This window comes from Erwinia sp. L03-1 (assembly GCF_058686115.1).
Window position 1 is genome coordinate 1,846,958 of record NZ_CM178762.1, and the last position, 23,147, is coordinate 1,870,104.

Annotated in this window: 27 protein-coding genes; 9 read left to right on the forward strand and 18 right to left on the reverse strand. The window is 53.4% G+C overall.

Annotated features, from left to right (window positions below):
• Nucleotides 1-3: 3 nt before the first annotated feature.
• Nucleotides 4-906 carry a DUF808 family protein gene (locus AC4PCC_RS08535; RefSeq protein WP_492127080.1) on the forward strand — a complete coding sequence of 301 codons (903 nt, stop codon included), beginning with the start codon at nucleotides 4-6 and terminating at the stop codon, nucleotides 904-906.
• Nucleotides 907-950: 44 nt separating this feature from the next.
• Entirely contained in the window at nucleotides 951-1,082 is a 132-nt protein-coding gene (locus AC4PCC_RS08540) for a hypothetical protein (RefSeq protein WP_255362060.1), read from the forward strand.
• A 154-nt stretch (nucleotides 1,083-1,236) separates the two neighbouring features.
• On the opposite strand, the gene AC4PCC_RS08545 is transcribed toward AC4PCC_RS08540, so the two are convergent.
• Together AC4PCC_RS08545 and AC4PCC_RS08550 are read right to left on the reverse strand one after the other, a co-directional pair.
• Nucleotides 1,237-2,457 (reverse strand): glycosyltransferase family protein, encoded by a 1,221-nt coding sequence (locus AC4PCC_RS08545; RefSeq protein WP_492127081.1) that lies wholly within the window; start codon nucleotides 2,455-2,457, stop codon nucleotides 1,237-1,239.
• 34 nt (nucleotides 2,458-2,491) lie between these two features.
• Nucleotides 2,492-3,298, reverse strand: coding sequence for a mannosyl-3-phosphoglycerate phosphatase-related protein (locus AC4PCC_RS08550; protein ID WP_492127082.1), 807 nt, complete (start codon nucleotides 3,296-3,298; stop codon nucleotides 2,492-2,494).
• Nucleotides 3,299-4,000: 702 nt separating this feature from the next.
• On the opposite strand from AC4PCC_RS08550, the gene AC4PCC_RS08555 reads away from it, so the two are divergent.
• The 3 genes from AC4PCC_RS08555 (at nucleotide 4,001) to AC4PCC_RS08565 (ending at nucleotide 5,997) form a co-directional block, all read left to right on the forward strand.
• Nucleotides 4,001-4,159 carry a YqaE/Pmp3 family membrane protein gene (locus AC4PCC_RS08555; protein ID WP_073980930.1) on the forward strand — a complete coding sequence of 53 codons (159 nt, stop codon included), beginning with the start codon at nucleotides 4,001-4,003 and terminating at the stop codon, nucleotides 4,157-4,159.
• 72 nt (nucleotides 4,160-4,231) lie between these two features.
• Complete coding sequence (gene dsrB, locus AC4PCC_RS08560) at nucleotides 4,232-4,432, forward strand: protein DsrB (protein WP_492127083.1); 201 nt, start codon at nucleotides 4,232-4,234, stop codon at nucleotides 4,430-4,432.
• A 362-nt stretch (nucleotides 4,433-4,794) separates the two neighbouring features.
• Nucleotides 4,795-5,997, forward strand: a complete 1,203-nt coding sequence (locus AC4PCC_RS08565) for a polysaccharide deacetylase family protein (RefSeq protein WP_492127084.1) — start codon at nucleotides 4,795-4,797, stop codon at nucleotides 5,995-5,997.
• Between the two features lie 210 nt (nucleotides 5,998-6,207).
• On the opposite strand, the gene AC4PCC_RS08570 is transcribed toward AC4PCC_RS08565, so the two are convergent.
• The 15 genes from AC4PCC_RS08570 to fliF all read right to left on the reverse strand — a co-directional run bounded on the left by AC4PCC_RS08570 (nucleotide 6,208) and on the right by fliF (nucleotide 20,442).
• Nucleotides 6,208-7,911, reverse strand: coding sequence for a methyl-accepting chemotaxis protein (locus AC4PCC_RS08570; RefSeq protein ID WP_492127085.1), 1,704 nt, complete (start codon nucleotides 7,909-7,911; stop codon nucleotides 6,208-6,210).
• 166 nt (nucleotides 7,912-8,077) lie between these two features.
• Nucleotides 8,078-8,713: a transcriptional regulator RcsA gene (gene rcsA / locus AC4PCC_RS08575; protein WP_492127086.1), complete on the reverse strand. Its 636-nt coding sequence runs from the start codon at nucleotides 8,711-8,713 to the stop codon at nucleotides 8,078-8,080.
• A 647-nt stretch (nucleotides 8,714-9,360) separates the two neighbouring features.
• Nucleotides 9,361-10,152: a flagellar biosynthetic protein FliR gene (fliR, locus tag AC4PCC_RS08580; RefSeq protein ID WP_492127087.1), complete on the reverse strand. Its 792-nt coding sequence runs from the start codon at nucleotides 10,150-10,152 to the stop codon at nucleotides 9,361-9,363.
• Nucleotides 10,152-10,421 (reverse strand): flagellar biosynthesis protein FliQ, encoded by a 270-nt coding sequence (gene fliQ, locus AC4PCC_RS08585; RefSeq protein ID WP_492127088.1) that lies wholly within the window; start codon nucleotides 10,419-10,421, stop codon nucleotides 10,152-10,154. Before fliQ ends, fliR begins: the two co-directional genes overlap by 1 nt.
• An 83-nt stretch (nucleotides 10,422-10,504) precedes the next feature.
• Entirely contained in the window at nucleotides 10,505-11,239 is a 735-nt protein-coding gene (fliP, locus tag AC4PCC_RS08590) for a flagellar type III secretion system pore protein FliP (protein WP_345827932.1), read from the reverse strand.
• Nucleotides 11,236-11,640, reverse strand: coding sequence for a flagellar biosynthetic protein FliO (fliO, locus tag AC4PCC_RS08595; RefSeq protein ID WP_492127474.1), 405 nt, complete (start codon nucleotides 11,638-11,640; stop codon nucleotides 11,236-11,238). Before fliO ends, fliP begins: the two co-directional genes overlap by 4 nt.
• A 216-nt stretch (nucleotides 11,641-11,856) precedes the next feature.
• Complete coding sequence (gene fliN / locus AC4PCC_RS08600; RefSeq protein ID WP_492127089.1) at nucleotides 11,857-12,264, reverse strand: flagellar motor switch protein FliN; 408 nt, start codon at nucleotides 12,262-12,264, stop codon at nucleotides 11,857-11,859.
• Nucleotides 12,257-13,264: a flagellar motor switch protein FliM gene (gene fliM, locus AC4PCC_RS08605; RefSeq protein ID WP_416250369.1), complete on the reverse strand. Its 1,008-nt coding sequence runs from the start codon at nucleotides 13,262-13,264 to the stop codon at nucleotides 12,257-12,259. Before fliM ends, fliN begins: the two co-directional genes overlap by 8 nt.
• Nucleotides 13,265-13,268: 4 nt before the next feature.
• Complete coding sequence (fliL, locus tag AC4PCC_RS08610) at nucleotides 13,269-13,748, reverse strand: flagellar basal body-associated protein FliL (RefSeq protein WP_492127090.1); 480 nt, start codon at nucleotides 13,746-13,748, stop codon at nucleotides 13,269-13,271.
• Nucleotides 13,749-13,898: 150 nt separating this feature from the next.
• Nucleotides 13,899-15,203, reverse strand: coding sequence for a flagellar hook-length control protein FliK (locus AC4PCC_RS08615; RefSeq protein WP_492127091.1), 1,305 nt, complete (start codon nucleotides 15,201-15,203; stop codon nucleotides 13,899-13,901).
• Nucleotides 15,200-15,646 carry a flagellar export protein FliJ gene (fliJ, locus tag AC4PCC_RS08620; RefSeq protein WP_416250366.1) on the reverse strand — a complete coding sequence of 149 codons (447 nt, stop codon included), beginning with the start codon at nucleotides 15,644-15,646 and terminating at the stop codon, nucleotides 15,200-15,202. Before fliJ ends, AC4PCC_RS08615 begins: the two co-directional genes overlap by 4 nt.
• A gap of 39 nt (nucleotides 15,647-15,685) precedes the next feature.
• Nucleotides 15,686-17,047 carry a flagellar protein export ATPase FliI gene (gene fliI / locus AC4PCC_RS08625; RefSeq protein WP_067700848.1) on the reverse strand — a complete coding sequence of 454 codons (1,362 nt, stop codon included), beginning with the start codon at nucleotides 17,045-17,047 and terminating at the stop codon, nucleotides 15,686-15,688.
• The gene (gene fliH / locus AC4PCC_RS08630; protein ID WP_067700851.1) at nucleotides 17,047-17,739 is read right to left on the reverse strand and encodes a flagellar assembly protein FliH; all 693 of its coding nucleotides are present in this window, start codon (nucleotides 17,737-17,739) and stop codon (nucleotides 17,047-17,049) included. Before fliH ends, fliI begins: the two co-directional genes overlap by 1 nt.
• On the reverse strand, nucleotides 17,732-18,724 hold the full coding sequence (fliG, locus tag AC4PCC_RS08635; RefSeq protein WP_492127092.1) for a flagellar motor switch protein FliG: 993 nt from the start codon (nucleotides 18,722-18,724) through the stop codon (nucleotides 17,732-17,734). The genes fliH and fliG overlap by 8 nt, the downstream gene beginning before the upstream one ends.
• The gene (fliF, locus tag AC4PCC_RS08640) at nucleotides 18,721-20,442 is read right to left on the reverse strand and encodes a flagellar basal-body MS-ring/collar protein FliF (RefSeq protein ID WP_492127093.1); all 1,722 of its coding nucleotides are present in this window, start codon (nucleotides 20,440-20,442) and stop codon (nucleotides 18,721-18,723) included. Before fliF ends, fliG begins: the two co-directional genes overlap by 4 nt.
• 239 nt (nucleotides 20,443-20,681) lie before the next feature.
• Between fliF and fliE the strand changes: the two genes are divergently transcribed.
• Nucleotides 20,682-20,993: a flagellar hook-basal body complex protein FliE gene (gene fliE / locus AC4PCC_RS08645; protein WP_067700860.1), complete on the forward strand. Its 312-nt coding sequence runs from the start codon at nucleotides 20,682-20,684 to the stop codon at nucleotides 20,991-20,993.
• A 24-nt stretch (nucleotides 20,994-21,017) separates the two neighbouring features.
• On the opposite strand, the gene AC4PCC_RS08650 is transcribed toward fliE, so the two are convergent.
• Nucleotides 21,018-21,320 carry a hypothetical protein gene (locus AC4PCC_RS08650; RefSeq protein ID WP_492127094.1) on the reverse strand — a complete coding sequence of 101 codons (303 nt, stop codon included), beginning with the start codon at nucleotides 21,318-21,320 and terminating at the stop codon, nucleotides 21,018-21,020.
• Nucleotides 21,321-21,529: 209 nt separating this feature from the next.
• Here AC4PCC_RS08650 and AC4PCC_RS08655 point away from each other — a divergent pair, with 209 nt between their 5' ends.
• The 3 genes from AC4PCC_RS08655 to AC4PCC_RS08665 all read left to right on the forward strand — a co-directional run bounded on the left by AC4PCC_RS08655 (nucleotide 21,530) and on the right by AC4PCC_RS08665 (nucleotide 23,110).
• Nucleotides 21,530-21,670, forward strand: coding sequence for a YnfU family zinc-binding protein (locus AC4PCC_RS08655; RefSeq protein ID WP_492127475.1), 141 nt, complete (start codon nucleotides 21,530-21,532; stop codon nucleotides 21,668-21,670).
• A gap of 56 nt (nucleotides 21,671-21,726) precedes the next feature.
• On the forward strand, nucleotides 21,727-21,915 hold the full coding sequence (locus tag AC4PCC_RS08660) for a hypothetical protein (RefSeq protein WP_369815684.1): 189 nt from the start codon (nucleotides 21,727-21,729) through the stop codon (nucleotides 21,913-21,915).
• A gap of 229 nt (nucleotides 21,916-22,144) precedes the next feature.
• Nucleotides 22,145-23,110 (forward strand): chemotaxis protein, encoded by a 966-nt coding sequence (locus AC4PCC_RS08665; protein WP_492127095.1) that lies wholly within the window; start codon nucleotides 22,145-22,147, stop codon nucleotides 23,108-23,110.
• Nucleotides 23,111-23,147: the final 37 nt, after the last annotated feature.

A 23,147-nucleotide genomic window follows, 5' to 3' on the forward strand; every position in this document is an offset into this window, starting at 1 on the left:
ATTTTGGCAGGAAGTAGCTTACTGACGCTATTGGATGATATTTCCACGCTGCTGGACGATATTTCCGTAATGGGAAAAGTCGCAGCAAAGAAAACGGCTGGCGTTTTGGGCGACGACCTCTCGCTTAACGCGCAGCAGGTGAGCGGCGTTAAGGCTAACCGTGAAATTCCCGTGGTCTGGGGCGTGGCAAAAGGATCGTTTCTGAATAAGCTGATACTGGTGCCGCTGGCGCTGATTATCAGCACCTGGGCACCCTGGGCGATAACCCCTCTGCTGATGCTTGGCGGGGCCTACCTCAGCTATGAGGGGATGGAGAAAGTCATCCACAGCCTGAGTAAAGACAAATCAGAGCACTCGCCCGAGGCCCGCGAGAAACGGCTGCAAAATCTCACTCAGCAAAATGCGGCTGAGTTCGAGAAGAAAAAGATCAAAGGGGCCGTGCGCACCGACTTTATCCTCTCCGCAGAAATTGTTGCCATTACGCTGGGTATTGTCTCAGAAGCGCCACTCTTAAATCAGGTCCTGATCCTGTCTGGTATTGCGATACTGGTGACTATCGGCGTTTACGGTATCGTGGCCGGCATTGTCAAAATAGATGACTTGGGGCTGTGGCTGAAAGAGAAACCCTCATCGCTGGCCCAGGGTATTGGCGGTGCACTGCTGGCAATGGCCCCGTGGATGATGAAGATCCTCACCGTGGTCGGTACGCTGGCAATGTTTCTGGTGGGGGGCGGGATTATCGTGCATGGCGTTCACGCACTGGCGCAGCTTATTGAAGGCTACACCAGCGGCTTTAGTGGGTTAACCGCTACTCTGCTAACCAATCTGGCCAGCCTGCTTGTCGGGATGGTGGTGGGGTCGATTGTGCTGCTGGTGGTAAATCTGATTGCCAGAGTACGCCGTTAATCAGTATAAAGAGCAGCTGAGCCGCTACCGTTTACGGAGAACCCATGAAAGACGATATTTTTGAATTTGATATTGATGCGCAGCTGGAACAGGCTGAAGCCAATGCCCGCAAAAAGGCCGCGGAAGTACCTGAAGAGTTGAGTGATGAAGCGGACTGCGAAGGCTGCAAAATCTGATTGTTCTGGCGCCTGAGGGGACAAAAAAAAGCGATTGATTGCAGCCTATATTCGCCATTCGCCATTCGCCATTCGCCATTCGCCATTCGCTATTTGCTATTTGCTATTTGCTATTTGCTATTTGCTATTTGCTATTTGCGCTTGCCGCAGCACCCTACACCTTGCCTGCGTTGTCCTCTTCAACGGCCTGATAGATACGATGCAAAATATCGGGGAAAGCAGACTGTACCCGGCTCCAGCTGGGGATAAACGGCTTCTCATTGGGCCGCTCGATAAACGACTGCCCTGCTTCCAGAATCGACTGGGTGAACATCTCTACGGCCGCTTCTTCCGCATGCTGGTCGAACTTCAGGCCATTCATCGTGGCATCATGATGGTAAATTTCCATCATATCCAGTGCGTTGCGGTAGTAGGTCGCTTTCAGAACGCGGAACGAATCGCTGGTCAGATTCACCCCCATCGTCGCCATCTTACGCAGCAGGGACTGGACGATATCGTTACTCATTCTGCGCAGTCCGCCGGTGCCGTTCTCCTCGGACAGAGGTTGATGTTTGTGGTCATAGTTATCGGCAATTTCGACCTGGCAGCTCTGCCGGGTGGTGTAGTTACGATAAATTTCGGACAGCACGCCGATTTCCAGCCCCCAGTCCCCGGGGATTTTAATGCCATTCAGCACGTGGGTTCGCATGGCAAACTCACCCGAAAGCGGATAGCGGAAGCTGGTGAGGTAGTCCAGGTATTCAGAATGGCCATACACTTTTTGCAGCGATCGCAAAAGCGGGCCAACCAGCAGGCGGCCAACCCGCCCGTTAAGCTTGTTATCAGCAACCCGGGCATAGAAGCCTTTGCAAAATTCATACTGAAAAGCGGGGTTAGCGAGCGGGTAGAGCAGGCGGGCCAGCATACCGCGCTCATAGGTGACAATGTCACAATCATGCAGTGCCACGCAGGATGAGCGATCGGAAGCCAGCGTATAGCCCGTGCAGAACCAGACATTACGGCCTTTGCCAGGCTGGGCGGGCGACAGCCCTTCTTTATCCAGCTCGGCATCCAGCGCTTTCAGGCGGGGGCCATCATTCCACAGAATACGGTGACGCTGGGGCAGGCGAGAGAAGAATTCACGCGCGTGGAGAAACTGCTCCCGATCGGCCTGGTCGAGGCCAATCACGATCTCCTCAAGGTAGGGAACCTTTGCCAGCTCATCAACAATATGACCCAGCGCCGGCCCTTCCAGCTCGGAAAACAGCGAGGGCAGAATGAGCGCCATTTTTCTTTTCTCAGAAAAACGGACTAAATCCTTTTCGAGATCTTCAACGGGCCTGGCGGTCAGATTATGAAAATTAGTTATTACCCCATTCTGGAAAAAATCACTCATTGCATTCCCCTTAAAACGGTGCGAGCAGGCAACCTTAATCCCGGGTGATAAAATGTGTCAGCCCTTCGCTCCAGCCTTGTGGCCCGAAGTGCGTACTGTGAAAGATATTCTCGCTATCGCGTCGCAACAGTCTGATGGGTGTTTTACTGTAGCCTTTGATAATGACGGCGTAATCGGTGTTCTCAAGCATTGGCGCGTCGTTAGGGCCATCTCCCAGCCCGACGGTAAGGTAGCGCGACGAGGAAGGCGGAGAGAGATGCTCAAGTAACCACGCCAGCGCGGCGCCTTTTCCGCTTCCCTGACTCATGACATGCCAGAACCGGCCTCCCTGTACCAGTTCAAGCCCTTCATCGGCAAGCCAGTGTTGAAACAGGGTGAATTTTTCCGGCGTGTCGCGCCAGATAATACTCTCTGAGCCCTGGCGCTGTTTCGCCAGCAGAGCATCATGCGGGCTGAGCCCCGTCCAGTCCGCAACCTCCTTTTGCGTGACATCGGCGAAGCCAATGAATTTAGCATTATACCGGCTTCGGATCTGGTCCAGCCTGGCGCATAGCGCAGTGTACTCCAAACCCTGCCGGGCCACTGGCGGCACGCTCCCCATGCTGCCACCGTCGACAATCGCGCCATTTTCACTGATAAACGGCATGCCGGTAATGCCTAACGCGCGCTGCAGCGGCGCAATTTCCGCCGCCGTTTTACTGGAGCAAATCACCACCGGGATCGCAGCCCCAATAAGACGGTCCAGCCAGGCCTGAGCGGGCTCCCAGCTGTAGGTGTGGTGATCGAGCAGTGAGCCATCCAAATCGGTCACTATCATCAGCGGGTCTGAAAGTCTGGGCATAGCCATTACCTCCTCAAGCAGTCTGATGTAAAAATGCTGCATTATCATTACAGTATAGCGCCGACTGGCAATTGGGTAGGGTGGCTTTATCACAGCGCGCAGGAGAAAAGGCCTGGGTGTTAGGAATACTCTTAAAAAATTGACTCAGGGAGTGAATACCCCTTCATTAAGAAAGTGTTTATCACCTCGGGTGTGGCAAGGCAGAGAAAGGAAAAAGCTTTACAGGAAAGTACTCACTGTACAGTTACGGGTAGGTTATTCAGATTTATCTTAGTTGTGATATTCGTTATCATTTTCAGGTCAGAGAATTTCTCTGTACCGAATTTCATTATCATGAATTTTCATTCCCGGCCACTGGCCGGGATTTTTTTGCCTGTTACCCGGGAATGAAAAAATGCTTATTTGTAAGGGCGTCTCCATAAGGCATTTTACAGAACAGGCAGGTTTCGCCAGGCGAAAAAAAGCCCGCGCTGCGCGGGCAAAAATCCTTGTTACTTTTTAGGTTGACTGCGCCTTTGGGGTTGGTGCAGTGAATACAGTGTAAGCGCCCGCCCTGTCAAAAGTCTGCCTGCGAAACGTTAAGAAAACGAAAATCTCCGGGTCCTGCCCGGTCACGGCACCCGCCGGGTAGTTTGCGGCTTTGTCGTAAAGGTCTATAATTATCAGTGCATTATAAATTTCATTCAACGCTTTGGAGGTAAAATGGATTTTTTACGTATCGTAGTGGCTATTCTTCTTCCTCCGCTGGGCGTGTTTATGCAGGTCGGATTCGGCGGGGCTTTCTGGCTGAATATTCTGCTGACGCTTTGTGGTTACATCCCCGGTATCGTCCATGCGGTATGGATTATTGCCCGGCGCTAAGCGCGGAATTCCTGCACTGTGTAAGGCGGTTTTTTTAAGGTAAACTTCGGGTATTAACCACGGGAGAAACGAATGAATGTTAACGATCGGGTGACGGTGAAAACTGACGGCGGGCCACGGCGGCCGGGCAGGGTGCTGGCCGTGGAGGATTTCAGTGAGGGAACCATGTACCTGGTGTCACTGGATGATTACCCCATGGGCATCTGGTTCTTTAATGAAATTGGCCATCAGGACGGGATTTTTGTTGAACCACACCCCGACAGTCAGGGTTGAATCTTCAGCGTTATCAAATCGTCCTGCCGCTTACGCAGATCTGATGCGGATGGCGCGCATTGTTTAAAATCGTTATCGTTGTTGACGTCAGGCACAGTATGTCTGTTGCAGTACCGCAGTGCGGTACTGCCGAGGCACCCGTCACGCTGCAGCAGCTAAATCACATCTGCCGTCATATTATTTGACATTACCTGCCTGGGTAGAAAGGGTACTGACTGTCAGCGTTTACACGCAGGGGATATTCTGCAAAGGCTACTTAATCTCATACTCATTTTATATCAAATCAAAAATCATCCTAAACTAACCAAAAATAATGCATAGATATCAACTATTCCCACTATAATATTTTTGCGGATATATTAATGCAAGGAAATTTATATGAGGATGTTATTATGAGTTGTGTGGATATTTATAATAGTCGCGATGAAGTTTCCCTGGGAGATTTCTATGATATTGCAAAATGGGAATTATTAAGCAATCCAGCTTACACCTCTAAAGAGAAAGATAAGGTAAATACGCATAATAAAAGTTCATTGAAACTGAGTGGTATCATAGACAGCTCTATAGAAAGTCAGAATATTGAAATCTCTTCCGAGCCTATGACAGGCATTGAACTGAGCGTTTTTGTAAAAAACTCTATTGCAGTGTCCACTATAACGCTATATTTAACCGATACAGATAGCAATACATTTTTTGCCAGCTTCTCCACTCGGGAAATCAATGAAGAGTGGAATACACTTTCCCTGTCACTGGCAAACTTTGTTCCACTGAGCGAAACACAACCACAAAAAATAGGGAAGATAAATAAAGTAAAGATTTCGGTTGGTAAGCAATTTAATATTTTGATGAAAGATTATGAATGCAGTTTTGACTCATTGTTACTTATCTCATCAAAAAATGGGAATGTTATCTTTACTGCGGACGATGGCTGGGATACGCAATATACTATGTATTATGATGTTTTGAAGAGGAATGGACTAAAGGGAAATATTGCTGTTATTTCAGAAAATGTGGGAGGGGAAGTTAATGTTACGTTAGAACAACTTAAGGAAATGTATGATTACGGGATTGATTTAATAAATCATACGGCATCGCATAAAACTCCCCTTATCTTATTAAGTGAAGATCAACAAAAACAACAGTTTGAGATGTGCAAGAATTACCTTATTGATAATGGTTTTTTAAGAACCCCTGACTGCGTTGCCTATCCTTATGGAATTTATAATTCAACGACGCTGAAAGTATTAAAGGATAATGGTTACATTTGGGCGCGTACCGTTAGATTAGGAACTGAAAATAATGCTGGGCGAGGGGATCTTGAGGTGAGAATTCGCGACCTGGTGCCAGATATCTCCCCGGAAAAAGCTATTTCATATATAAGGGATGCGATTGACACGGCAAATACTATTGTTTTTATGAATCACAGGTTCACTGAAACTGACGATGACTTATCTGACACCTTGTTTTGGAAGAAAGAGTGGTTTGAAGAACTTTGCGAGTTCGTCAGGAAAGAACAGGATAAAGGTACGGTCAATGTGTTAACGATATCTCAATTAGTCTCATAGGGAGCCGCTGTTATAGCCGCGGACAGAAACCGGATACCGATGTTGTCAGTCAGTTAAATCGCAGCGTCCCGGCCAGTGGCCTGGCATCAATTTTCACATCGATCGTGTTTCAGTATAGATCTTAAACCTTACCAACCCCCGACAGTCAGTCACTCTCAGCGGGAAGTGGGCGGCGGCACGGATATCAGTTACCGCCGCTTTTTCAACAGGCTAAAATCTCTCCCAGTTGCCCGCTTCTGCCAGCGCCGGACGGGCAGGGGTCGGTAGCAACGGCCGGTCAGCTTTCATTACGGGCGGTACGCTTTGGTGCGTCGCGCTGTCGCTCAGATGGAAGGCCGCCACGGCCTGCGTCAGCCGCGCAGCCTGCTCCTCCAGTGCCGCCGCCGCCGCAGAGGCTTCCTCTACCAGGGAAGCGTTCTGCTGCGTCACGTTATCCATCTCCGTGACCGCCAGGCTCACCTGCTGAATACCCCGACTTTGCTCGTCGGAGGCTGCCGCTATCTCGGCCATGATATCCGTTACCCGGCGGACCGCGCCGACGATGCCGGTCATCGTCTCACCCGCCTGGCCCACCTGAGTAGATCCTTTATCAATCAGTCCGACCGACTCTGCAATTAACGCTTCAATCTCCTTCGCCGCACTCGCGCTGCGCTGGGCAAGGCTGCGGACCTCACTGGCCACCACGGCGAAGCCGCGACCCTGCTCACCGGCTCTGGCCGCTTCAACGGCCGCATTGAGCGCCAGAATATTGGTCTGAAAGGCGATGCTGTTAATGACGGTGGTGATCTCTGCGATCTTCTTCGAGCTGCCGGAAATACTGTTCATCGTCCCTATTACGCCGGAAACGATATCTCCTCCTTCGCGTGCCTGATTGGAGGCTTCCGCTGCCAGCTGGCTGGCATGGTGGGCGTTATCGGCGTTCTGCTTAACGGTGGCCGTTAACTGCTCCATACTGGCCGCCGTCTCTTCAAGGGCCGCAGCCTGCTGTTCGGTCCGGGAAGAGAGGTCGGTATTTCCGGCAGATATTTCGCCTGAACCCTGATAAATCGCGATGGCACCTTCCCTGACGCTGCCTACCGTTTTGACCAAAGCCTGCTGCATGGTTTGCAGATTGCTGCTGAGCGTGCCAATTTCGCTGTTTCCCCACTGCTGCAATGGCACGGTCAAATCGCCATGGGAGATGCGTTCAATACGATCTACGGCCTGTCGAAGTGGTGTAATAACAATACGACGCAGGAATACAAAGGTTGCCAGCGTTAGCAGCAGCGCCGCGCCAAAGGCACAGGCCATCATAATAAAGCTCAGGTGCGTCTGCGCCTGAGCAATCTGGTTAATATGCTCTGACCGCTGCGTGCGAATCTTTATTGCCTTCAGCAATATCTCGTTATAGGCGTCATCCATTTTACGGGTGTTATCTGTTTCCTGGGCGATAACCCCTTCAAAGCTGCCGTCTTTGGCACTTTTCACCATGGGCAGCAGGCCCTGATTAAGATAAGTATCAAAGCGATGGGTAAGCTCCGCGTCCAACGCCTGATCGTCTGGCGTCTTGACCCGTCGTTGCAGATAGGTCCTGAAACTTTCCGACGCCAGCCGGATGCGGTTTTCACTCTGACCCAGAGAAGCATTAAAGGTGTCCATCTCGCCAATTCTCGCCGCAGCGGCAGCGTGAATAATATTAAGACGCGCGGTGCGCAGGTGGCTTGAGCTGTTGGAGATGGCCATGCGAACCTGAATCTCTTCGGTCACGTCTTGTAACGAATGATTACTCTGGATCAAAAAATAGCTGGCGAGGGCAATACAGAGGGCAAATAACAGCAAAATTCCGCCAAGAATGGCAGAAAAGAGGGGGACGAGACGAATGTGCTGCCAGAAACTGACCCGGTTTGATTCAACACTGAGGTTAATTGGTTTCATATCCTTTGGCTCTTAGTTTGTAGTAAGCGAAGCGGAGCTTCGGTCTGTCTACAAATCATCGGCAGCGGAATGAAAAGGCTTAAGGCAGAAAATGAGACGCAGTTAACAAAATGAGGCGATAGTACAAAAGAAACTGCCGACTTTCGTCGGCAGTTTCCTGGCGGGATTATCTCACATTGACATAGATACCGCTGGTAACATTATCCGTCAGACGGACAACGTGGTAAATAACCTGTTTATTGTGCGTTTTGATTTTACGTTTAATATTTCCCTTATGAGAGGAAACGGTTTTGGCCTTAATTTGCATTTTATCCGATATTTGAATCGTATCGTGGCCAGACATCCACATCTTAAGCATATTCGACTCGGTCTGACTCAGCGTCAAGGGGTGAACCTCGAAAGCGGATGAGTAGCGAGGTGAAACGTTGACGCGTTTTTGAAAATAAGAATGCAATAATGTATCCAGCGTTGCAGGCTTAACTGATTTCGAAGTGATAATCAGATTTTTACGCACGTAAAGATACTCTTCAAAATGAATATTCGAAATAGCCATGAAAATGAAAAATAACGTATCAGGATTCTGAAGAATAATATTTCTTATGCGCTGGCTGGCATCTGCCTCATGAATGAAACAGTCTTCATTAATAAATACCACGCCAGGCTGACTCTGTTCGCATTTATCCAGCAGCTGGTCAATGTCACTTACAGTGGATATATTTTTCTTTTTTACACCTTTCGCTGACATGTAGTCCGTTAGCCCGAGCCGTGTATAGCTGCATGAATCCATTATAATTGTTGGCATTATTGCAACCCTCACCAAATTGTTATCCGTTTAAATCAACGATGAATTACGCGTTTGTGTAGTTTCGAGAGTAAATTATTCAAATTACGATCTTGTTATTATCACTCATTCAGCCTGTATCCCTGCCTGCGTTGAGGCGTCGGATCGGGCTTTTTTGTTACCTGAGTCTTCGGAACAGACGACAAAAATCCTGGCAGCACGGTGAAAAACGCAGTTTTTCAAAGTAACTGATGGATAATTTGTTGTTGTACAGCATTCCGTCCGATTCCTGAGACGCTGGTCACTATCGCGCAGAACGCAAGAAATACTGATAGGATTAATCCTAAAAAACATTCAGCCTGCGAATGAGTGCCGCTGAAAAGCGCGTTGACAATGCCGTAAAACGCAGTTTGATACAAGAAAAACTGCATAAAATAAAATTTCCAGTAAAAACAGACGGTTGTTTGTCGAACCTTTGCTGTCGCTTAGGTTCCGATCCACCCGTTTCGTTAATTAAAATACGCTAAATGCGTTTTAATAAGAATAATTTTCATTGTTGAGGGGGATTTATCAGAATTTCCTTAAGTAAATTCTGATAAAGAAAGTCTGAAAAGCGCAATAACACATCTTCCTGGCTTAACTATGAAACCCTGTTATAGAAGTGATAGTTAAGGTCGGGCTTGTGGTATTTCACTTAATATGCTGGAGAGTAAATCAAACACTTCACTGAACAGATGCTCGCAGAACGGGGCCAGCAGGGGCATCATCAGGCTCAGGAACACCAGACCCAAGGATAAGGTGACCGGGAAGCCAATAGCAAAAACCGATAGCTGTGGTGAAACACGGTTTAACAAACCCAGGGCCAAATTTAGTGTGAGGAGGAGAGTTATCAGCGGTAGCGCTAATCGTAGACCGTTAAGGAAAATTAGACTGGCCGCTTTGGTCAGCGCCAGGAAAGCATTGCCGTTAACCGGCTCGCCGCCGATGGGCAGAGTGTGAAAACTGTCTGCCAGCATGGATATCAGCCAAAGATGACCGTTAAAGGTTAAGAACAGCAGCATAACCAGAAGATCGAGAAAGCGTGCCAGCACCGGCATGTTCAATCTGCTGGCCGGGTCGAAAAAGGTCGCGAAAGACAGGCCCATTTGCAGCCCTATGACTTCTCCCGCCGTTCTGACGGCAGCAAAGGCGAACTGCATGGTAAAGCCAATGGCGATGCCGATCAGGATTTGCTGGATCAGCAGCCAGAACCCGCCCGCTGAAAACAGGGTCACCGTAGTGGGGGGTAAAGAGGGGATCAGGGTCCAGGTGATCATCAGGCCCAGACCGATTTTGACCTTTTTACCGATCGATTTTTCACTCAGCAGCGGTGCCGTCATGATGAGAGCCATTACCCTGGCTAATGGCCAAAACAACTGGCCCATCCATATCATCAGCTGGCTGCTGTCAAAAGTTATCATTAGCCGATCATATTCGGCAGGTTGGTAAACAGGGTGCGCATATAGTCCAGCACCAGGTTCAACATCCACGGACCGGCGACAACCATGGTGGCGACCACGGACAGGATTTTGGGAATAAATGACAGCGTTTGCTCATTTATCTGCGTCGCCGCCTGTAGCAGGCTGATAATCAGCCCGCTGGCCAGCGCGGCCAGCAGCAGCGGGGCGGCCAGCGCCAGCGCAACCTGCATCGCATCGTGACCAATAACCATTACCGATTCAGGTGTCATCGCGACTCCACATTAAAAGAAAACTTACCGGAATAAACTGCCTGACGTTACTCAGCACCAGAGGCTGCGCGTTCAGCGTTGAATCAGGTATAGAAACTCTGTGCCAGGGAACTCACCAGCAGCTGCCAGCCGTCGACCAGCACGAAAAGCATCAGTTTAAACGGCAGCGAGATGGTGGCCGGAGGAACCATCATCATCCCCAGCGCCATCAGTACGCTGGCGACCACCAGGTCGATAATCAAAAAGGGAATAAAGACGGTGAAGCCAATCTGAAACGCGGTCTTTAGCTCACTGGTAACATAGGCAGGCAGCAGAATGCGCATCGGCACGGATTCAGGCCCCTGTAGCGGTGGCGTATTAGCCAGCCTGGCGAAAAGCGCCAGATCGGCTTCGCGCGTCTGACGCAGCATAAATTCTCTCAGGGGCTGCGCACCTTTATCTATCGCTACCTCCATGCTGATTTTATCCTGGCTGAACGGCAGGTAAGCATCCTGATAAATCTTGTCGAACACCGGTCCCATAATAAAGAAGGTGAGAAACAGTGCGAGGCCGAGCAGTACCTGGTTTGGCGGCGCTGACGGCGTGCCCAGGGCATTTCGCAGCAGGCCAAAAACGATAATGATGCGCGTAAAGCTGGTCATCATCAGCAAAATAGCGGGCAGAAAGGTCAGTGAGGTAATAAAGACCAGCGTCTGAACCGGCAGTGACCAGCTCTGGCCACCGTTAGCCAGCGGATGGCTCATCAGACCTGGCAGCTGGGCATGGACCTCGGGTGCCAGCAGCAAAAGCAGAGCGGGCAGGATAAAAGAACGTTTCATTGTGGCTTTCCGGGGCGTTTGATCAGCGTCTGTAAAACCTGACGAAAATCTGCCGTCACGGCCGACGGTGCCGGATGTTCCTGCGGCGGTTTCGGCGGTAGAGTATGTAAATGGGTGATCTGCTGCGCCGTCACGCCCAGCACCAGACGGGCATCTTCCACATCAACAATCACCACGCGTTCGCGCTGACCCATCTTGCAGCTTGCGCTGATGGTCAGATCGTTCAGCCCGCGAACCTGCCCTTTTTGTACAAAACCAAGACGCTTAGCCAGCCAGGCACAGGCCAGAATCAACAGGATAATGCCCGCCAGTACGCTGCTAACCTGCGTCAGCACTGAGCCGGTTGATAACGCAGGCTGGCCCACCGGCTGATGCTGAACCTGACCGGCTGTAGGCCGCAGTTCCTGACTCACCGCCGGAGAGACCACCTGACCGTTCTGCTGGATCGTTGATGGGAGCTGTTTTTGATCGGCTGACGGATGCTGTTCCTGGCCAGTCTGTTGACTGGCTGACGGATGCTGTTCCTGGCCAGTCTGTTGACTGGCTGATGGAGGCAGCGCCTGGTCAGATTGCTGATCGGCAGCCGGTGTCGAATCCTGGCGGGTAGGCTGGTTCATTTAGCGACTCAGACGACGCATGCGTTCGTTAGGGGTAATGATGTCAGTGATGCGAACGCCATACTTATCGGCTACCACCACCACTTCACCCTGCGCAATCAGGTAGCCGTTGATCAGAATATCCAGCGGCTCACCGGCCAGCCCCTCCAGTGCCACGACGGAGCCCTGCGTCAGGCGCAGCAGCTCTTTAATGGTCATTTTGGTGCGGCCCAGTTCGACGGTCAGCTTGACGGGGATATCCATAATCAGCTCGATATCCTGCAGGGACCCGGCCACGTCATTGCCTTCCAGCGATTTAAATACCCCTTCGGTGGTGGCAGCGGCGGTGGTGGCCTGCTCGTTCATGGCGTCAGCCCACAGGTCGTCCGCAGAGATGTCCTCTTCGGACGGCTTATTCGTGTCACTCATCGGGCTGTTCCTCGTTCATCGAATTCAAAATCGGGTTAATCAGATGTTCCACGCGCAGTGCGTACTGCCCGTTAAGGGTCCCGTACTGGCTGGTCAGCACCGGCACGCCATCCACATGGGCGATAATGCGGTCCGGTTTATCAATCGGTAAGACATCGCCGGGCTTCAGGGCCAGCAGGCGCGAAATGCGCATCGAAACGTCGGCAAAGCTGGCCACCAGCTCCAGCTCAGAGTGCTGCACCTGCTTCACCAGCGTTTCCCGCCAGTTGTGATCTTCCTGCCGCGAGTTTTCCAGCGGCGGATTGACCAGCGTCTCGCGCAGCGGTTCAAGCATGCTGAACGGAATACAGATGGTGAACTCACCCACCAGATTGCCAATTTCTACCTGGAATGGCGTGGTGATAACGATGTCGTTAGGTGAAGTGGTGATGTTGGTAAACTTCACCTGCATTTCTGAGCGCACGTACTCGACGTCCAGCGGGTAAATCGGTTTCCAGGCGTCGCTGTAGCCTTCCAGCGCCAGCTTCAGCATGCGGCGGATAACCCGCTGTTCGGTGGCGGTAAACTCACGACCTTCAACCTTGGTCGGAAAGCGACCGTCGCCGCCAAACAGGTTATCCACGGCGATAAACACCAGGCTTGGCGAAAAGACCACCAGGGCCGTGCCGCGCAGCGGCTTAAGGTGGATCAGGTTCAGGTTCGTTGGTACCGGCAGGTTGCGCGCAAACTCATGGTAGGGCTGAATTTTTATCGCACCAACGGTAATGTCCGGACTGCGCCTGAGCAGGTTAAACAGCGCCATACGATAAGAACGTGCGAATCGCTCATTAATAATCTCCAGTGCCTGGAGGCGTTCACGCACCATGCGACGCTGGGTATTCGGATCGTAGGGGCGAATATCACCTTCGCCTACGCTGCTGACGTTCTCGACTGCCGCACTATCGCTGTCACCGTTGAGGAGTGCGTCAATTTCTGCCTGTGAAAGAATGCTGTCGGCCATACCTCTACCTCAGGATAAAGGCGGTAAATAAGACATCATTCACCACCTGCTGAGGTTGTCCGGGTACCAGCGGAGGCGCCAGTACGGTTTTAATCTGCGAGACCAGTGCCTGTTTGCCCTGTTCACTGCTTAGCGCGGTGGCACTCTGGTTAGAAAGCAGCATCAGCAAACGGCTGCGGACTTCCGGCAGATAATCATTCATACGACGGCGCGTCTCTTCATCGGGCAGGCGCAGGGTAAAGCCGATGTACAGTACGCGATCGGGATCGTTATCCGGGTTAATCAGGTTAACCGTAAAGGTGTCCATGGCAAAAAAGACCGGCGCGGGTGGCGGCTCGGGTTTGGCGGCCTGAGTCGCGTCAGCGGGGGACTTCATCATGCGCCAGACCGTATAGCCCGCCGCGCTGCAAGCAAGCAGCACTGCGACCACAATGATCGGTATCAGCAGCTTACGTTTTCCGCTTTTGGCTTTTTTATCAGTCATAAGAGCTATAACTTCCTGTGATTATTGTCGGGTTGCGGTAACGCTCTGTTCGCTGCCCCATGGTGTTATGAGCAGATTATCCCGCGTCTTGCGTTAAACAATAGGGTGATAAGACGCGGGTTTTGCCTCTAGCTTATGCGTTTGTTCCCATCAGGCGAAGATATCGACCGCGCTGGAACCGGCTGCACGCGCCTGTAGCGCGGCAGGAACGGCAATCGGCGTCACCTCACCATCGCCGTCACCCGACAGGCTAAAGGTGCTGCCGCCGCTATTATTTCTCTGCTGCTGTTGCTGGCTGCCGGAACTTTGGCTCTGCTGGAACGCATCGCTGCTCACATTGCTTTGCCCGAGGCTGATGCCGCTTTCTGCCAGCGCGGTACGCAACTGCGGCATGGCCGCTTCCAGCGCCGCGCGAACCTGGCTATGTCCGGACACCATATTCAACTGTGCCTGGTCGTTATCCAGCTTCAGGCTTATTTGAATACTGCCCAGATCCTGCGGATGCAGATGCAGCTCGGCGGTTTGCTGCCCGTTACGGCTGAACATAATGATTTGCTGCCCCAGAGCCTGCTGCCACTCCTGGCTGCCCAGCTGCGCATTCAGCGCAGGCGTGGACGGTGCCGTCACCAGCGACGTGGTCGTTGGGGTGGCGGCGGAAGAGAGCGCGGCGATGGCATTACTGTTTATCGTCGTGCCGCTGGCAGAACTTGAATTATCTTTTTCCCCTTCCTTACCGGCGTGGCTCAGAACCTGCTGGAAAGCGGCATTGAGGCTGGTATCGGCGGGACTGTTCTGGGTGGCTGTGGCTGCGCTCGCCGTGGATGCAGCGACGGTTTTACCTGATTTATCCACGCCCTTATCGGCGTCGCCGGTAGTCGTGCCGCTGGCTGCCAGCAGGGAGCCGAGCGTGGCCTGCGTACCTTTACCGCTGGCATCAGCCGACAGCGCCTCGCTACCTTTGGCCGCTGCCGCTGCCGCTGCCGCTGCCGCTGTGGCGGGGGGGTTAACGGCAGGCGGCAGCATGGCAAACAGCGCCTGTAGCGTTTGCATATCGCTGGCATTAAGTGCGGTTGCCGGGTTTTGCGTCTCTTCTTTATCCGTGTCCGTGCTGGTGGCCCCGGTTTTAGCGGTTTGCGGCTGGAGCAGCGCGTTCAGCGTTTCGGGCTTATCCAGTGCAGCCAGCAGGGCATTAAGCTTCGCCTTTGCCGGCGTGGTTGAGTCGGTGGCATCCGTGGCAGCCGTCGTCTGAGCTGAAGTAGCGTTCTGTTTAACCAGCGATTGCAGTTTGCTGCCCAGCACGGCCAGGAAACCCTGCGTGCCTTTCGCCTGGCCACTCTCTTTTACATCACTACCGGCGGCCGTGAAGTCGCTGTCGGTATCGGTCGCCTGCGTGCCGGAGGCCGTGGCGGCGCTGCTGACTTTGGTCCCGGACGTTACAACTGGCAACGTAATCATTCGCCTTTCCTCAATGATGCCCGCTGGGCAAATTCATCCATCCGTTTCTGATCGAGACGGTTTTCTTGTAATAATTCTGTCGCCAGCGCGCGCGCATGCAGCGTTTCATAGGCATGCAGCCGCTGCTGTTTGTCACGCCAGAAACGCAGGGCGTTTTCCACGCGGCTGTTCCAGTGATTGAGCTGCTGGCGATGCTGGTCAATGGCCTTTTCAAGCGTTTCAATAAACTGGTGATAGTTGCGCCAGCGCAGGCTGGTGATGCCTTCTGACAGGGTGTTATTCAGCGAGCGACGGTACTCATCCTGGTAATCCATCAGCATCGTCAGCTGTTCGTCGGCCTGCTTCTGCGCGCGACGCATATCACCCAGCTGGATGGCGGCTTTTTCCAACTCCTTCTGTGCCAGCGAGCAGAGCGTCTCTATGGGTGATGCTTGTTTTGCCATACTTCCCCCGTCAGGCACCGACCGATGCGCGGATGCCCGTTAGCCAAAAATGGCCTGCAGATGCAGGCAGGCGTCGTCAAAAGTGCTGCGTTCAAACATGCCCTGTTGCAGGAACAGCTCAAGTTCCGGATAGAGCTTGATGGCTTTATCCAGCGTCGGATCGCTGCCAGCGGCATAGGCGCCCACGCTGACCAGATCGCGGTTGCGCTGGTAGCTGGAGAGCAGCTGTTTAAACTGGCGCACGCGGGCATAGTGCGTCTCATCAATCAGGTGAGCCATCACGCGGCTGATCGAGGCTTCAATATCAATGGCCGGATAGTGGCCCGCTTCGGCCAGACGGCGCGACAGGACAATGTGTCCGTCGAGAATGGCGCGCGCCGAATCGGCAATCGGATCCTGCTGATCGTCACCCTCGGTCAGGACGGTATAAAACGCGGTGATGGAGCCGCCACCGTCGATGCCGTTACCGGCACGTTCAACCAGTGCGGGCAGCTTGGCAAACACCGAAGGCGGATAGCCTTTAGTCGCAGGCGGCTCACCGATAGCCAGGGCGATTTCACGCTGGGCCATGGCGTAACGGGTCAGGGAGTCCATAATCAGCAGCACATGCTTGCCGCGATCGCGGAAATCTTCAGCGATGCGGGTGGCATAGGAGGCTCCCTGCATGCGCAGCAGGGGGGAAACGTCGGCCGGTGCGGCGATCACCACCGAGCGGGCGCGACCTTCGGTACCCAGAATATTCTCGATAAAGTCTTTTACTTCGCGACCGCGTTCGCCAATCAGACCAACTACGATCACATCCGCTTTGGTATAGCGCGCCATCATGCCCAGCAGCACGCTTTTACCCACGCCGGAACCCGCAAACAGTCCCATACGCTGGCCGCGTCCGACGGTGAGCAGGGCGTTAATCGCGCGTACGCCGGTATCCAGCACCTCGGTTATCGGCGTCCGCTGGAGCGGGTTAAAAGGGGGCGTGATCAGCGGGGCGCGGTAGCCCGTTTCCGGGGCGGGCAGGCCGTCCAGCGGTCGCCCACTGCCGTCCAGCACGCGGCCTAACAGCTCCGGGCCGAGCATCAGCTGTTTGCCGCTGTGCTGGGAATCTCCGGCCACGCGGGCATAAACCCGTGCGCCAGGCAAAATACCCTCAACCTCTTCCAGCGGCATCAGAAACAGTCGCTGGCCGTTAAAGCCAACCACTTCGCTCTCGACTTCCGCGACGTGCTGTCCGTCGGTGCGTTCAATCACGCAGGTTGCGCCCAGCGGTAGCTGTAGGCCGGTCGCTTCCAGCACCAGACCGGTGGCGCGCACCAGACGCCCATAGCGACGAACTTCGGGGAGTTTAGTCAGACGCTCTTCAAAAGCGTCAAGGGCACCCAGCCAGCGTGAAAGACGGGTCGACATCAGAGCTCTCCCGGCGCGGCAAGGCGGCACAGTTCATGCCAGCGGGTAGCAATGCTGGCATCAAGATCGCCATCGTCGGCGCTGAGCTTGCAGCCGCCGGGATGAATGCTGGTATCGGCCATCAGCCGCCAGCCGTGCAGGCTGAGCGTGGCCCCGAGCGTCTGCTCGACGCGCTGCAAATCATCGGGATGCACGCGCAGGGTTGGCTTGCCGCTAAACAGCGGCTCCTGCTGGATCATGCTCTGGATCTGACGCAGCAGGGCGGTACCGTCAACGTGCGGTGCCTGACCAATAACCTGTCGTGCGGCTTCCAGCGCCAGCTGCATCAGCCTTGCTGCGATCACGCTGTCCAGCGCTTCGAGCGTGTGGTGAAATTCGGAGACCAGCTGCTGCATCCGCGCCTGAAGAGGTGCCTGCTGCTGCTGGGCTTCCGCCAGACCCTGCTGGAAACCGGCGTCATAGCCCGTTTTCTGGCCTTCATTAAAGCCTTTCTGATGCCCTTCGGCATAGCCGACGCCCTGTGCCTCACTGCGCACCTGCGTCTGCAGCTGCTCCAGTGCAAACTGCTGCTGGTCCTGCGGGTCTTCCGTCTGCGGAGCCGGTTCGGGCAGGGGGGCGACCACCGGTTTGTTCAGATCTGCCAGGTCATTGGGCTGCCAGCGCTGCCAGGCGAGGGACGCGTTATCAGACATACTGTTCCTCGCCGCCGCCAATCACCATCTCGCCGCTTTCGGCCAGACGTCGAACGATAAGCAGAATCGCTTTCTGCTCGTTCTCCACCGCCGACATGCGCATTGGGCCGCGGTTGGACAGGTCGTCGCGCAGGATATCGGCTGCACGCTGGGACATATTGCGCAGGAACTTCTCGCGCAGCGGCTGTTCGGAGCCTTTCAGTGCCACCAGCAGAGACTCGGATTCCACCTCCTGCAACAGGCGCTGGATGCTGCGGTCGTCCACTTCCACCAGATTTTCGAACAGGAACATCTCGTCGATGATTTTTTGCGCCAGCTCGCCGTCGAATTCGCGAACCGCTTCGATAACCGCTTCTTCCTGCTGAGTTTTCATCAGGTTGATGATTTCCGCTGCGGTTCTTACGCCGCCCATCTTCGCCCGCTTGAGGTTCTGACCATCCAGCAGGCCGTTAAGCACTTCGGTAAGCTCGGCCAGCGCGGCAGGCTGTACGCCGCCAAAGGTGGCAATACGCAGCATGACATCGTGACGCAGACGTTCGTCAAACTGAGCAACGATATCGGCTGCCTGTCCGCGCTTCAGATGCACCAGAATAGTGGCGATGATCTGCGGGTGTTCGTCGCGGATCAGATCGGCTGCGGCCTGCGGCTCCATAAAGTTGAGCGTATCCATGCCGCTGGTGGTATCCCGCGTTTCGAGGATATCTTCCAGCAGGCTTGACGCACGCTCTTCACCCAGCGCCTTAACCAGCACCGAGCGCAGATAATCATTGGAGTTCAGGCTCAGCGCGGCAAACTGCTCCGCGTCGCTCTCAAACTCGCGCAGGACTTCGGTAAGCTGCTTGTGTGAAACCTGGCGCATATTGGAAATCGCCATACTCAGATGCTGTACCTCGCGGGTATCGAGGTGTTTAAACACCTCTGCCGCGCGGTCTTCGCCAATCGTCATCATCATGATGGCGCTTTTTTCGGTACCGGTGAGACTCATAGTTCGTCCTTCATCCACTGGCGAATGACCAGAGCCACTACGCGAGGATCGTTTTCTGACATTTCGCGAATTCGCTGGCTCATGACCTCAGCACTCACGCGGTGCTGAGATTTACGTTCCTGATCCATTTCATCTTTAGACAGCTTGACGGAGACGGCTTCGTCTTCACCTTCATCACGTTTCTGGTTCTTAAAGGCCACGGCTTCGGCTGCGGCTTTATCCTGCTCGGCCCGGCGGCGCAGCTGTGGACGAACCAGTTTGCGGTAGAGGATCCAGGCGACAATCAGTACCAGCAACCAGCGTCCGGCTTCCATCATCTGGTCAATAAAGGACTGCTGCTGCCAGAACGGCAGGTCGCCACCGGTTTCTGCGCTTTCGGTAAACGGTGAGTTCACCACGTTCAGGCTGTCACCACGCTTGTCCGAATAGCCCATCGCTTCACGCGTCAGGTTTTCTATCTGTTTCAGCTGCGCGTCGGTCAGTGCAATCGGCTTGCCTGCCGCATCGGCCCGGTAGTTCACGACCACCGCAACAGAAAGACGCTGCACTTCACCCACGTTCATTTTGGTGTGAAGAATCGTGCGGTCGACTTCGTAGTTGGTGGTGTCGTCACGACGGGTATTTGACGGCGTGCTGCTGGCCGTGCTGGCTGATGTACCCTGTTTTGCCGCGCCGTTATTAGCGGCATTGGCCGCATTTTGACCGTTCGCACTGTTATTCGGCGTGGTAATGGGGGCCGTATTGGCCGGTGCAGGCTGGTTGGAGAGTGCGCCCGGTACGCCGCCAGGATACTGGCCGCCAATCTGTTCGCTGTCGCTTGACTGCCTTGAGCGAACCGCCTGATTTTTAGCATCGCTGTTGGGCTTAAACTGCTCGTCGGTCTGCTCACGCGAATTGAAGTCGATCTGCGCGGTGACCTGAGCGTGGACGTTGCCGTTGCCCACAATCGGGTTCAGGATCGCTTCGATACGCTGCTGGAAGCGGTTTTCCACGTCGGTGGCATACTTAAGCTGCGCATCGTTCAGATCGCGTCCGGCATTATCAGACTGGCTCAGCAGATGACCAGCCTGGTCAACCACGGTCACGTTACCCGGCGGCAGGCCAGCAACGCTGCTGGAGACCATATGGGTAATGGCGTTAATCTGCCCCTGGTCCAGCGCCCGGCCCGGCTGAAGCATCAGGGTTACGGAGGCAGTAGGAGATTTCTGCTCTCGCACAAACAGAGAAGGTTTTGGCATCGCCAAATGAACGCGCACATTTTTCACCGGACCCAGCGTTTCGATGGTGCGGGAAAGCTCACCCTCCAGCGCACGCTGATAGTTCACCTGCTCGCTGAACTGGCTGATGCCGAATTTCTCTTTATCCAGCAGCTCAAAGCCGACGGCACCGCCCTTCGGCAGACCCTGTTCGGCCAGGCGCAGGCGCAGCTCATAAACTTTATCGGCAGGAACCATCAGTGCGCCGCCCTTATCATCGAACTGATAGGGGACGTTCATCTGAGTCAGTTGCGTAATGATGGCGCCGCCATCTTCGTCGCTCAGGTTATTGAACAGCACGCGGTAATCAGGCTGTTTGGCCCACAGCACCATGGCGATAACAATGGCGATAGCCGCCGCAGCCGCAATGGCCAGAGGGATACGAGGATTAGCCCGCAGGCGAGCGAAAAGGTCACTCAGCCCCTTTTTCTCAGATTGATCCTGCGTAACAGTGGCATTCATGACTCGTTCCTGCGTGACAGTTGAACGGACTGTATCGTGTAGTGTCGTAACAAAACTGACTCCCGGATGCGCTGGCAAAAATTTTTCTACCTTTAATAGCTGTCATTATTTTCTCTTACGCGAAATTCGATGGCTGGATAAGCTGCGTTTTATGCGCTTATTTAGGGGCTTTGTCTTATTGACACTGTGGTAAGTTTTCACACAGCAAAATCACCGTTGAACATTTACCGGGGCACGAGATGGCAATTCAGGGTATTGAAAGCGTAATGCAGCAGCTGCAAACCGCAGCAATTCAGGCCAGTGGCAAGAGTACCGACGCATCCAGCCATGCGGATTTCGCCGGTGAGCTTAAGGCTGCCCTTAACAAGATCAGCGATACGCAGAATGACGCGCGCACCCAGGCGCAGGATTTCGAAATGGGTAAGCCGGGGATCAATCTGAATGATGTGATGGTCGATCTACAGAAATCGTCGGTTTCCATGCAGATGGGGATTCAGGTGCGTAACAAACTGGTCAGCGCCTACACCGACATCATGAATATGCAGGTGTAGTGAGCTGCTTTTGCGCATACAGAATTAGTGCGATCCCGGCCTTACTGCAGCGTCGGGAGAGCTGACTCCGGCGCTGGAAAGAGGCATACGGAACAGGTTAAGTTCGCCAGACAGGCAAACCGTACGCAGATGGCGATTACAGATAAACCAGATCTCATCGCGGTCATTGGAAAGGATATAGTAGGCGTCTGACGTCTCGGAAGGGTTAAAGCAACCCAGTGCCCGATAGGCCATATCAGTTGAGAAACCACTCTGTAGCGGCAACGGTCGCGGACCGTTTTCCATCTCTTTTACTCTCAGGTAAAGCCCGGACTCTAACCACAGCATAAATCACCTTTTCCATCACATTGTTTCAGTGAGTATAACCAGCGAAAGACCGTGCCTTAGGCCACATCACGATTTTGCAATGGCGATCACAGAGCCGACTGGTTAATGCCCATAAAGCGAAGGGTTTTTGAGCACATTTTAGCCGGTTGTGGTATGATTAGCATCATTCACCGAAAAGGTCGATCACCATGTCTTACTTTAACCGCGTAATGGCGCAAATAGGCAAAATCAACTCGGACACCACCTGTCCTGTCTGTGGAAAAAAATCCAAACATTCATTATCTAAAGTCTCCAAAGACCAGACGCTTCTTTGCCCACACTGCAAATCGCTGTTTATCGCCCACCACTAAGCCACTGTGCGTAATCTCCACTACACTTACATTTTATCAAACAGATGGAGAGCATGATGTCTGACAAAAATCGCAAAGATGAAGGGGACGTGCATAAAGGTCTGCCGGAAGTGGCGCCGAATGCAGGTAATGCCTATGAGGAAGATGATCACCCGGCCAAAGATAACCCCAACGAGCATGGCGAAGTTCCTCGTACGCGGGACGACAGTGAGGATCATAAAAAGGATCCTTACAAGCAAAGCTAAACCTTCTTTCTCCGCTTTTCAGGCCATTAAACCGTCGCGACCCGGTAAATCTTCGTCCGATGCGTAATAATGGCCTCTATTTTTTCCTGTACCTGCCGATAACTCTTATGAGTGATTTCAACCCAGCGGATAGCCGGGACGCGTAACCATACGACACCCTGTGCCTTACCGGCAATACATTGAACTCGCCACTGACGTACGCCAATGAAAATAATATTGAGGGTTTCACGTGGATAATTTTCAGAAAGACATTGATGAGCGCGCCAATCTCGCATTATCCAACAAGTTCGAGCTGCTGCTGTTCCGGCTGGGTTCCGACACGCTGGAGAACAAGTCCGAACTGTATGGCATCAATGTGTTTAAGCTACGTGAAATCGTACCTATGCCGACCATTACCAAAGCTGCCGGCATGAAGTCCCCGCTGCTGGGCATGGCAAACATCCGTGGGCAGCTTATTCCCGTTATCGATCTGCCCGCGGTGGCTGGCTGTACGCCCGCCACCGGGCTTAATCTGCTGCTGGTCACCGAATATGCCCGGAGTACTCAGGCTTTTGCCGTTGAGTCCGTTGAGGATATCGTCCGACTGAACTGGAGTCAGGTTCACACCGCCGAATCGGGCGTAGCCAGCCGGAATATCACCAGTATCGCGATGCTGGATGGCACCCAGCATGAAAAAGCGATGGCGCTGGTACTGGACGTGGAGCAGATCCTTCATGACATCATCCCTTCCGTGCGGGAAGTGAAAGAGGGTGATATCAGCCTGACCAATTTCAAAATGAAGCCCGGTGCGGTCGCGATTGTGGCCGAAGACTCGAAGGTCGCCCGGCTGATGCTGGAACAGGGGCTGAAAGCGATGGGGATCCCGGCGCTAATGTATATCACCGGCAAGGAAGCCTGGGATCAGATAAAGATCATGGCACGCCAGGCGGCGGAAGAGGGGCTGCCGATTAGCGATAAAATCGGGCTGGTGCTGACCGATCTGGAAATGCCTGAAATGGATGGGTTTACCCTGACGCGCAATATTAAAACCGATCAGAATCTGAAGGCTATTCCGGTCGTGATCCACTCATCGCTTTCGGGGAACGCCAACGAAGACCACGTGCATAAGGTGGGGGCAAATGGCTACGTGGCCAAGTTTGAAATTAATCAGCTCTCGGCAGTGATTCACAAAGTGCTGGAGGAAGCGGCTGTCTGAAGCGGATTGCGCCAGGAGGCAGATAACCGGGCCACAC